At 66.2% G+C, this 10,546-nt stretch carries 6 protein-coding genes, 1 tRNA gene and 2 rRNA genes (1 of these 9 cut by a window edge); 5 read left to right on the top strand and 4 right to left on the bottom strand.

Annotation, left to right across the window (positions count from 1 at the left end):
• The 5 genes from C6569_RS14240 to C6569_RS14220 all read left to right on the top strand — a co-directional run.
• Window positions 1-2,565: ribosomal RNA gene (locus tag C6569_RS14240) — 23S ribosomal RNA — on the top strand; it begins 234 nt to the left of the window's first position.
• Between the two features lie 79 nt (window positions 2,566-2,644).
• Window positions 2,645-2,759 (top strand): 5S ribosomal RNA (gene rrf / locus C6569_RS14235).
• A gap of 206 nt (window positions 2,760-2,965) precedes the next feature.
• A tRNA-Met gene (locus C6569_RS14230) sits at window positions 2,966-3,042 on the top strand.
• A gap of 58 nt (window positions 3,043-3,100) precedes the next feature.
• Window positions 3,101-4,039: an alpha/beta fold hydrolase gene (locus C6569_RS14225; protein WP_106749475.1), complete on the top strand. Its 939-nt coding sequence runs from the start codon at window positions 3,101-3,103 to the stop codon at window positions 4,037-4,039.
• A gap of 61 nt (window positions 4,040-4,100) precedes the next feature.
• On the top strand, window positions 4,101-4,907 hold the full coding sequence (locus C6569_RS14220) for a DUF72 domain-containing protein (RefSeq protein ID WP_106751049.1): 807 nt from the start codon (window positions 4,101-4,103) through the stop codon (window positions 4,905-4,907).
• A gap of 5 nt (window positions 4,908-4,912) precedes the next feature.
• Here the strand turns inward: C6569_RS14220 and upp are convergent, their stop codons facing one another.
• From upp to C6569_RS14200, 4 genes are all read right to left on the bottom strand, one after another.
• Window positions 4,913-5,542 (bottom strand): uracil phosphoribosyltransferase, encoded by a 630-nt coding sequence (gene upp, locus C6569_RS14215; RefSeq protein WP_106749474.1) that lies wholly within the window; start codon window positions 5,540-5,542, stop codon window positions 4,913-4,915.
• Window positions 5,543-5,577: 35 nt separating this feature from the next.
• Window positions 5,578-6,816, bottom strand: a complete 1,239-nt coding sequence (locus tag C6569_RS14210; RefSeq protein WP_425440675.1) for a DUF1688 family protein — start codon at window positions 6,814-6,816, stop codon at window positions 5,578-5,580.
• 274 nt (window positions 6,817-7,090) lie between these two features.
• On the bottom strand, window positions 7,091-8,344 hold the full coding sequence (locus tag C6569_RS14205; RefSeq protein ID WP_106749473.1) for a GTP cyclohydrolase II: 1,254 nt from the start codon (window positions 8,342-8,344) through the stop codon (window positions 7,091-7,093).
• 89 nt (window positions 8,345-8,433) lie between these two features.
• A complete protein-coding gene (locus C6569_RS14200) occupies window positions 8,434-10,263 on the bottom strand; it encodes a cation:proton antiporter domain-containing protein (protein ID WP_106749472.1) in 1,830 nt (609 codons plus the stop codon).
• Window positions 10,264-10,546: the final 283 nt, after the last annotated feature.

The raw sequence follows: 10,546 nt of genomic DNA, 5'->3' as shown, positions 1-10,546 counted from the left end.
AAACCCGGGGAACTGAAACATCTAAGTACCCGGAGGAAAGGACATCAACAGAGACTCCGTTAGTAGTGGCGAGCGAACGCGGACCAGGCCAGTGGTGCATCAAAGACAAGTCGAACCGGAAGGAAAGCCGGGCCTCAGTGGGTGATAGCCCCGTAGACGTAAAGTATGATGCATCCTCGAGTAGGGCGGGGCACGTGAAACCCTGCCTGAACATGGGGGGACCACCCTCCAAGCCTAAGTACTCCTCAGTGACCGATAGCGAACAAGTACCGTGAGGGAAAGGTGAAAAGCACCCCGACGAGGGGAGTGAAAGAGTTCCTGAAACCGGACGCTTACAAACAGGTGAAGCCCGCAAGGGTGACATCGTACCTTTTGTATTATGGGCCAGCGACTTAGCGTGACGAGCAAGCTTAAGCCGATAGGCGTAGGCGCAGCGAAAGCGAGTCTGAACAGGGCGTTCAGTTCGTCGCGTTAGACCCGAAACCTAGTGATCTAGCCATGTGCAGGCTGAAGGTGAGGTAACACTCACTGGAGGGCCGAACCGGTGTCTGTTGAAAAAGACTCGGATGACGTGTGGCTAGGGGTGAAAGGCCAATCAAACTGGGAAATAGCTGGTTCTCCGCGAAAACTATTTAGGTAGTGCCTCGTGCGAATACCTCAGGGGGTAGAGCACTGGATGGGCTAGGGGGTCCTACAGACCTACCAAACCTAACCAAACTCCGAATACCTGAGAGTACTACACGGGAGACAGACGGCGGGTGCTAACGTCCGTCGTCGAGAGGGAAACAACCCGGACCTACAGCTAAGGCCCCCAATTCGTGGCTAAGTGGGAAAGGATGTGAGGATCCCAAAACAACCAGGAGGTTGGCTTAGAAGCAGCCATCCTTTAAAGAAAGCGTAACAGCTCACTGGTCTAAACAAGGGTCTTTGCGCCGAAAATGTAACGGGGCTCAAGCCACGAGCCGAAGCTTAGGATGCGTCGCAAGACGCGTGGTAGCGGAGCGTTCCGTAAGCCTGCGAAGGGCGACCCGTGAGGGCGCCTGGAGGTATCGGAAGTGAGAATGCTGGCATAAGTAACGACAAACAGAGTGAGAGACTCTGTCGCCGTAAGTCCAAGGGTTCCTGCGTAAAGTTAATCTGCGCAGGGTTAGCCGGTCCCTAAGGCGAGGCCGAGAGGCGTAGTCGATGGGAACCACGTTAATATTCGTGGGCCAGTGGGTAGTGACGGATGCTTACCGTCGTTCGGTCTTATTGGATTGACCGGGCGGCCGCGGTGTTCCAGGAAATAGCTCCCACATCAGACCGTACCCGAAACCGACACAGGTGGACTGGTAGAGTATACCAAGGCGCTTGAGAGAACTATGCTGAAGGAACTCGGCAATTTACCTCCGTAACTTCGGGATAAGGAGGCCCATGTGTTGCGCAAGCAGCATGTGGGGGCACAGACCAGGGGGTGGCGACTGTTTACCTAAAACACAGGGCTCTGCGAAGTCTCAAGACGACGTATAGGGTCTGACGCCTGCCCGGTGCCGGAAGGTTAAGAGGAGGGGTGCAAGCTCTGAATCGAAGCCCCGGTAAACGGCGGCCGTAACTATAACGGTCCTAAGGTAGCGAAATTCCTTGTCGGGTAAGTTCCGACCTGCACGAATGGCGTAACGACTTCCCCGCTGTCTCCAGCATAGACTCAGTGAAATTGAATTCCCCGTGAAGATGCGGGGTTCCCGCGGTCAGACGGAAAGACCCCATGAACCTTTACTGTAGCTTTGCACTGGTATTCGTGTTGGCATGTGTAGGATAGGTGGTAGGCTTTGAAGCCGGAGCGCCAGCTCTGGTGGAGCCATCCTTGAAATACCACCCTTGTAGACATGGATATCTAACCGCGACCCTTCATCGGGGTCCGGGACAGTGCATGGTGGGCAGTTTGACTGGGGCGGTCGCCTCCCAAAGAGTAACGGAGGCGCGCGAAGGTAGGCTCAGACCGGTCGGAAATCGGTCGTCGAGTGCAATGGCATAAGCCTGCCTGACTGCGAGACTGACAAGTCGAGCAGAGACGAAAGTCGGTCATAGTGATCCGGTGGTTCCACGTGGACGGGCCATCGCTCAACGGATAAAAGGTACTCTGGGGATAACAGGCTGATGACGGCCAAGAGTCCATATCGACGCCGTCGTTTGGCACCTCGATGTCGGCTCATCACATCCTGGGGCTGGAGAAGGTCCCAAGGGTTCGGCTGTTCGCCGATTAAAGTGGTACGTGAGCTGGGTTCAGAACGTCGTGAGACAGTTCGGTCCCTATCTGCCGTGGGTGTTGAAGACTTGAGAGGATCTGTCCCTAGTACGAGAGGACCGGGATGGACACACCTCTGGTGGAGCTGTTGTCGCGCCAGCGGCAGTGCAGCGTAGCTATGTGTGGAAAAGATAACCGCTGAATGCATCTAAGCGGGAAACTTGCCTCAAGACGAGGTCTTCCTTGAGAACCGTGGTAGACCACCACGTTGATAGGCCGGGTGTGGAAGTGCAGCAATGCATGCAGCTTACCGGTACTAATCGTTCGATAGGCTTGAACGCTCTCATGACCAATGCCCTCCCAAAGGGCGGTCATCGACGAAACGAATAAATCCAGCTTGCTTCGATTGTCCTTTGCCGGCCTGGTGGCTGTGGCGAGGAGTCTGAACCCGATCCCATCCCGAACTCGGCCGTTAAACTCCTCAGCGCCGATGGTACTATGTCTCAAGACCTGGGAGAGTAGGTCGCTGCCAGGCCTGCAAAGGACAATGCTCTTCATCATGCCGACCAACACGACAACCGCGCACCGCGCGGTTTTGTCGTTTCCGGGACGCCCGGCCCATCTTCGCCGCCGACCCGAAAGACCCTTTCGCGGGGTGGAGCAGCCAAAGGCCGAGGGCAGCGTCCCGAGGCCGTCGCAACCAGAGGCGACCGGGCTCCTCTCCGCCAAGACACCACCTTCCGCGGGGTGGAGCAGCCCGGTAGCTCGTCAGGCTCATAACCTGAAGGTCGTCAGTTCAAATCTGGCCCCCGCAACCAAATCCAAAGCCCCGCATGGCGAAAGCCAGCGGGGCTTTTTCGCGTGGGGAGCACCGCCATGGCCATGTCCATAGGTATTGCCGTTCTCCTGGTCCTCGTGATCGCCGCGCTCGGTTATCGGCGGGACATGGCGCGTGCGACGGCGAGACTGGCCGAGGCGGTGGTGGCGGCGACCCGCGCCGGTCCGGTCGTCTACCGCGAGACGGGAACGGGGCTGCCGGTGCTGGCGCTGCACGGATCGGGCGGCGGGTTCGACCAGGGCCTCGCCATGGCCGGGGCCCTCCTCGGCGATGGCTACCGCATCATCGCGCCGTCGCGACCCGGCTATCCCGGGACGCCGCTGCCCGTCACTGCGGAGACCGCTTCCGAGGTCGAGCTCCACGCGGCACTGCTCGACCATCTCGACATCCGCCGCGCCGTGGTGATCGGCGCCTCGGCCGGAGCGCGGTCGGCCCTCGATTTTGCCCTCATCCATCCCGAGCGGGTGGCGGCGCTCATCCTCGCCGTGCCGGCGACGGCGGCGCCGGGGGACCCGGTGCGGATTGAGCCGAGCCTTGCCAGTTCGCTCGCCTTCGCCGTGGTGAAGGCCGGTGCCGACCCGCTCTGGTGGGCGGGGCTGATGCTGGCGCCGCGCCTCGTGCTGCGGTTTCTCGGCGTGTCGCCCGCTGCCTATAGGGGGGCGCCGCCGGAGGAGCGGCGCCGGGCATTGGCCCTCGCGCGGGGCGTGATGCCGCTGCGCGCCCGTGTGGACGGCATCCGCCGCGACAGCCGGCCGGACAGGGCCACGCGTCCGCTGGAGACGCTGCGCTGTCCGACCCTCGTCGTCACTGCGGCCGACGACCTCTTCAACACGCTGCCGGCGGCGCGTCACCTGGCCGCCACCATTCCCGGCGCGAGGCTGGTGGTGCATCCCTCCGGCGGTCATCTGCTTCTCGGATGCAGCCAAGACGCGGTCCGCGCGTTCCTGTCGGAGGCGGGACAGCCACCGGGGGGCTGAGGCGGCTCCTGCCACCTGCCGGAGAGCCGGCTGGCAGGATGAGATGGCGCGGGAGGCGGGCATGGCGAAGAGCGGAGCGATACGGGTTGGCATTGGCGGCTGGACCTTCGAGCCCTGGCGTGGGAGCTTCTATCCCGATGGGCTCGCTCAGAAATCCGAGCTCGACTATGCCAGCCGCCACGTCACGGCGATCGAGATCAACGGCACCTTCTACGGCACGCAGAAGCCGGAGAGCTTTGCGAAATGGCATGACGAGACGCCGGACGACTTCGTCTTCGCGCTGAAGGGCCCGCGCTTTTCCACGAATCGCCGGGTTCTCGCGGAGGCGGGGCCCTCGATCGAGCGCTTCGTTGGCAGCGGTATCGTCCGGCTGAAGGCCAAGCTCGGTCCGATCAACTGGCAGATGGCAGCCACCAAGGCCTATCAGCCGGACGATTTCGAGGCCTTCCTCGCCCTCCTCCCGAAGGAGGTCGAGGGCATCGCGCTGCGCCACGTGGTCGAGGTGCGGCACCAGAGCTTCATGACGCCGGACTTCCCGGCGCTGCTTGCCCGCTACGGTGTCGCAGCCGTCTTCGCCGACGAACCGGATTACCCGTATTTCTTCGATCCGACCGCCGACTTCGTCTATGTCAGGCTGCAATGCGCCCGCGAGGAGGAGCCGGCCGGCTACCCCCCGCAGGTGCTCGATACCTGGGCGCGCCACGCCGGCGTGTGGACGGCCGGCGGGATGCCGGAGGATCTGCCGCGGATCGACCCGAAGCGGCGTGTCAACAAGACCCCGCGCGACGTCTTCGTCTTCATGATCAACGGCTTCAAGCCGAAGGCCCCCTTCGCCGCCATGGCGCTGATCGAGCGGCTGAAGGGCTGACGGTCCTACTTGGTGCCGAACATGCGGTCGCCGGCGTCTCCGAGGCCCGGCACGATATAGCCGTGATCGTTGAGGTGGCTGTCGATCGAGGCGGTCCAGATGCCGACTTCGGGATGATGGGCGTGGAACTTGGCGACGCCCTCGGGGGCTGCCAGCAGGCAGACGAAGCGCATGTTGGTGACGCCGCGCTCCTTCAGCCGGTCCACCGCGGCGATGGCCGAATTGGCGGTGGCCAGCATGGGGTCGATGATGACGACGAGGCGCTCGGCCACGTCTTCCGGTGCCTTGAAGTAATATTCCACGGCGGTGAGCGTGGCGGGGTCGCGGTAGAGCCCGATATGGGCGACGCGGGCGGAGGGCACGAGCTCCAGCATGCCGTCGACGAAGCCGAGGCCGGCGCGCAGGATGGGCGCGAAGACCAGCTTCTTGCCGCCGATCTGCGGCGCCATCATCGTCTGCAGCGGCGTTTCGATCTCGGTCATCTCGAGCGGCAGGTCGCGCGTCACCTCGTAGCAGAGCAGCATGCCGATCTCGTGCAGCAGCTGGCGGAAGCCCTTGGTGGAGCGGTTCTTGTCGCGCATCAGGGTCAGCTTGTGCTGCACCAGCGGATGGTCGACGACGGTGACCTTGTTCATGCGCCCCTCCAGGCGGTCTCGATGGGGATGCGATCCTAGAAGACGGTGCCGTCGCTGACGACCCTGATGGGCGGGCCGCCGTCGGCGCGGCGTTCGCGGGCGAGGCGCCGCCCGGCGGACCAGGTGCCGCCCTCGAGCACGCGCGCCAGGGGGAAGTCCTCCGCGGCGAGGCCGAGACGCTCGCGCACCAGCGGCGCGATGGCGTCGAGGAGCGCCACGGTGAGGCCGCGCCACTCGACGACGAGGGCGCTGTCCACCGTGTTGGCGGCGTTCGCCATGGCAGGGTCGCGCAGGGTGAGCACGCCCATGTCCACGAAGAGGCCACCATTGCGGTATTCCGGCAAGCCGGTCAGCCCGTCGACATGGGTGACGGCGAGGCCGGCGCTCTCCAGCGGTTCGATGAGCGAATAGGAGAGCCATTGCGACAGCTTGTGGAAGGGGATGAGCCCGTCGCTGGCATCGCCCGCCCGGATCAGCGGATGGTGCCAGCAATCGCCGAGCGCGATGCCGCCCAGCGTCACGCGGCTCGGCCAGATCGGCCCGAGATGGGCGAGGACCGCCGCGAGGATGGCTGTGGCCGGCAGGCGTCCGTCCTCGGCGGTCGCGGCGAGGTGGTCGAAGAGGCCGCCGGGCCGCGGCGCATCACGGCTGCCGAAGACGGCGGGGGCGGCTGCCGCTGCGGCGCCGAGCCGGGCGAGCAGCGCCGCCCGTCCTTCGAGGCCGACCAGCGGATTGTCCGGCCCCACCTGGAAGCCGCGGGCGATGTCGTCGGCGGTGAGAGCGGCGAGCCGCGCCGCATCGGCCCGGGGGCTCACCCCGTCGGCAGCGAAGGCGCCGGCCTCGAACATGCGCAGGGAGGCGACGGCGAGGCCTTCCGATTTCGACAGTTCAGCCCCCGTGGCGGCGTCATGGTAGCGCCATGCCATGCCGGCACCGGCGTCGAGCAGCACGGAGACGATGGCGAGGTCGAAGGCGGTGCGGCCGCGCTCGGCCGGATCGGCGATGCGGGCGAGGAGCTCGGTGCCGAGATCCCGGCCCCCGGCGACGAAATGGCGCCAGCGGGCGTGGAAGGGGATGACGAGGTCGGGATAGTTGGCGCGGATCACCTCCACGACGAGGTCGGCGGCGGCCGGCAGGCGGTCCATGGCGACGGTGAAGGCCGTGAGCTTCCCGTCGATGCCGAGCTCCAGCATCTTGGCCGAGCGCTCCCGCACGGCCGAGGCGGTGAGGAGCGAGCGGGCGGCCCGCGGTGCGTCGAGCATGGCGAAGGCCATCAAGGCGTCTCCGGCTGGAATGTCATGGCACCGTCGGCCCTGCACCGACCAAGTGCGTCCTTCGAGGCTCGGCACCGGACGATGCTGACGCATCGCCGGGGGCCTCGCACCTCAGGATGAGGGGGCTTGTGCCCTGCACCGTCTTCTGATCGGGCAGGGCTGCGACCTGGAGGCCGGATCACGCTGCAGGACGCTTCCCTCCTCATCCTGAGGTGCGAGGGCGCAAGCCCGAGCCTCGAAGGACGCACCTGGGCTGTGCAGTGGCGACGCACCATCAGAAGTCTTCGATCTTGCGGCCGACGACGCGGGCGAGGTCCTCCGCCGAGGGGGCGGGCTCCGGTGTGAAATAGCCGGCGGCCTTCTTCGCCTCCATCTCCACCGAGGCGTCGGTGGGCACGAGGTCGGCAGGGATCGGCACGCGCTCCACCACGTCGATGCCGGCGGCAACGAGGGCGTCGTACTTCATGTTGGACATGGACATGAAGCGGTCGATGCGGCGGATGCCGAGCCAGTGCATGACGTCGGGCATGAGCTGCTGGAAGCGGGCGTCCTGGACGCCGGCGACGCATTCGGTGCGCTCGAAATAGGTGGCGGCCTGGTCGCCGCCCTCCTGGCGCTTCCTGGCGTTGTAGACGAGGAACTTCGTCACCTCGCCCAGCGCCCGGCCTTCCTTGCGGTTGTAGACGATGAAGCCGACGCCGCCCGCCTGGGCGTCGCGGGCGGCCTCCTCGATGCCGTGCACGAGATAGGGCCGGCAGGTGCAGATGTCGGAGCCGAAGACGTCGGAGCCGTTGCACTCGTCGTGCAGGCGGCCCGAGATGAAGGTTGAGGGATCGCCGAGCTTCGACACGTCGCCGAAGAGATAGACGGTGGTGTTGCCGATGGGCGGCAGGAACACCGAGAAGTCCGGCCGCGTGACGAGTTCGGGATACATGCCGCCGGTCTGTTCGAAGAGCGTGCGGCGCAGGTTCGTCTCCGAGGTGCCGAAGCGCTCGGCGATGCCGGGCAGGTACCAGACGGGGTCGATGGCGATCTTCACGCAGGCGATGTCGCCGCTCTCGCGGACGATGCGTCCGTCGGCCGGCAGGCGCTTGCCGATGTCGTGCTGCAGCTCGGGAAGGGTCAGCCGCGCCTTGGTGATGGCGATGGAGGGGCGGATGTCGACGCCCTCGGCGATGTCGCGGCCGAAGGCCTCGCCGACCAGATGGCCGAAGGGGTCGATGGAGACGATGCGGCCCGGCTCCGACCATTGCGGGAAGGGACCGATCTCGACGACGGGATGGGTGTTGGTGAGGTCGGGTCGCTGGATCGGATTGAGGGCGCCGGCGGAGACGGCCAGCGCCCGGTAGAGGGCGTAGGAGCCGCCGTGGGTGCCGATGGCGTTGCGGTCGGGTCCGGAATTGACGGTGGCGACGACGGGCCCTCGCTCCTCCGGCGTCGCGGCGCCCCAGTTGATCTTGAAGCGTGACGCCGTGCCGGCGCCCGGATGCGAGGTCAGCCTGATGTGACCCGACTTGTTGACGCTCATCCTGTCCTCGATGCCGAAAGGCCCTGCGGAACGGATACGGCCCCCCGTCCGGAATGGCGGAGGGCCGTCAGTGAGCGATGGATCATGGCTCAGCTTCGTGACGCCGGCAAGACCCGTGCGGAAGCGGTGGAATCGGGCTGGCTGGTGCGCACGGCCGTGCGCACCCGCGCCTCGTCGACGCCGGCCTCCTGAAGTTCGCGCCGGAAGGCGTCGCGGCGCTCGTGGACCGAGGCGATGACCTTGCCGGCGGGCACGCCGAGATCGAAGAGCACGGCCTCGGAGAGCTGGAGGCTGGCTTCGATCGTCTCCGGCACGGCGTCGGTGACGCCGAGGCTGTAGAGCTTCTTGGCGTGGTCGGCGTCGCGGGCGCGGGCGATGATGGTGAGGCCCGGATTGAGGCTGCGGGCGATCTGGGCGATCTCGTCCAGGGCCGCGCCGGTGTGGAGGGTGAGGACGAGCGAGGCGGCGTCGCGGATGCCGCATTGCTCGAGGAAGGGCTCGCTGTTGGCGTCGCCGAAGAAGACGGCGTGGCCCTTGCGGCGCAGGTGGGCGATCTCGCGCGGGTCGCTGTCGACCGCGACATAGGGCACCTGATGGCGCGCCAGCATCTCGCAGACGAGCTGGCCGACGCGGCCGTAGCCGACGACGATGACGCGCTTGCCGGCCGCCGCGGGCGGGCCGACGGTGAGTTCGGGATCCGGCGCCGCCTTCACCGCCAGGCGGTCGGCGATCCAGCCGCCGAGGCGGTCGAGCAGCGGCACGGTCGCCATGCTGATGGCGGTCATGGTGGTGATGAAGGCGCCGGCCTCGGCGCTGACGACGCCGGCGGCGGTCGCCTGGCCCATGGTGACGAAGGCGAATTCGCCGGCAGGGCCGAGCAGCAGGGCGGAGCGGATCGCCACCGGCCAGCTCAGCCCGAAGGCGCGCACCAGCGGAACGATGATGACGATCTTCAGCGCGATCAGTGCGGTGACGGCGAGGGCATAGGCCATCGGGGTGGCGAACAGCGCCCGGACGTCGATGGACAGGCCGACGGAAAAGAAGAAGGCGCCGAGCAGGATGCCCTTGAAGGGCTGGAGCGTCGCCTCGATGGCGCGGCGATATTCGGTCTCGGCGAGGAGGAGGCCGGCGACGAAGGCGCCGAGCGCCATGGAGACGCCGAAGGCGGCCGTGACGACGCCAGTGCCGACGACGATGAGGATGGCCGCGGCCATGAAGACCTGCGGCTCGTGCAGCGCCGAGACCTGGCGCAGGAAGGGGCGCAGCACCCGCCGGCCCACCACGACGACCACCAGGATGGCGATGACGCCCTGGCCGACGGCCATGACGAGACCGAGCGCCACCGAGCCCTCCTGGCTGTGGGAGAGGGCGCCGATGAGGAAGAGCAGGGGGATGACGGCGAGGTCCTGCATGAGCAGGACGGCGAAGGTGGTGCGGCCGCTGGTGGTGGTGAGGCGCTTGTGCTCGGCGAGGTGTTCGACGACCACCGCGGTGGAGGAGAGCGCCAGCGCGCCGCCGATGAGGAGGGCCGCGGCGAGGGGGCGGCCGACCCACCAGGCGACGAAGGCGATGACCGCGGCGGTGCCGACCACCTGCAGCGTGCCGAGGCCGAGGACGAGGCGCTTCATGCGGGTGAGGCGCTCGTAGGAGAGTTCGAGGCCGATGAGGAAGAGGAGGAAGACCACGCCGAGTTCGGCGAAGGTGCCGATCTGCTTGGTGTCCGAGACGGTGATCCAGCTCAGCCAGGGAAAGCTGCCGACCATGCCGCCGAGGGCGCTCGGCCCGACGAGGGCGCCGATGCCGAGAAAGGCGAGGGCGGGGCTGATGCCGAGGCGCTTGAGCAGCGGCACCGTGACCGCCGTCGAGGCCAGGATGATGAGGACGTCCTTGTAGGCGGCGAGTTCGACCGCGGCGGCCATGCGTCTCGAGGTCCTCGGGCTCCGGCGCAGGCGGGGTGCCCGCGCCCTGTCGTTCTCATAACGGGGCATGCGGCGTTTTGTCCATGAACACGGCGCCCCGGCGGCGGAAATGGGGCGGTGTTAACTCGATGGCCGGCCAAGCAAATTTTCTTGATCCGCGGGGCCCGAAAGGTCTTGCACCGGGAGCGGAATCTGCTATCTACGGCGCTGCCCAATTTCGCACGTGCCTGTGGTTGCGTGCCGGTTGGTGGGCATCCGGACAAGAGGCCGGACAGCCGCCCGA

The organism is Phreatobacter cathodiphilus, assembly GCF_003008515.1.
GTDB classification, from domain to species: Bacteria; Pseudomonadota; Alphaproteobacteria; order Rhizobiales; family Phreatobacteraceae; genus Phreatobacter; species Phreatobacter cathodiphilus.
Note: the sequence above shows the minus strand (reverse complement) of the source record. Positions and strands in the feature narration are given on the sequence as shown.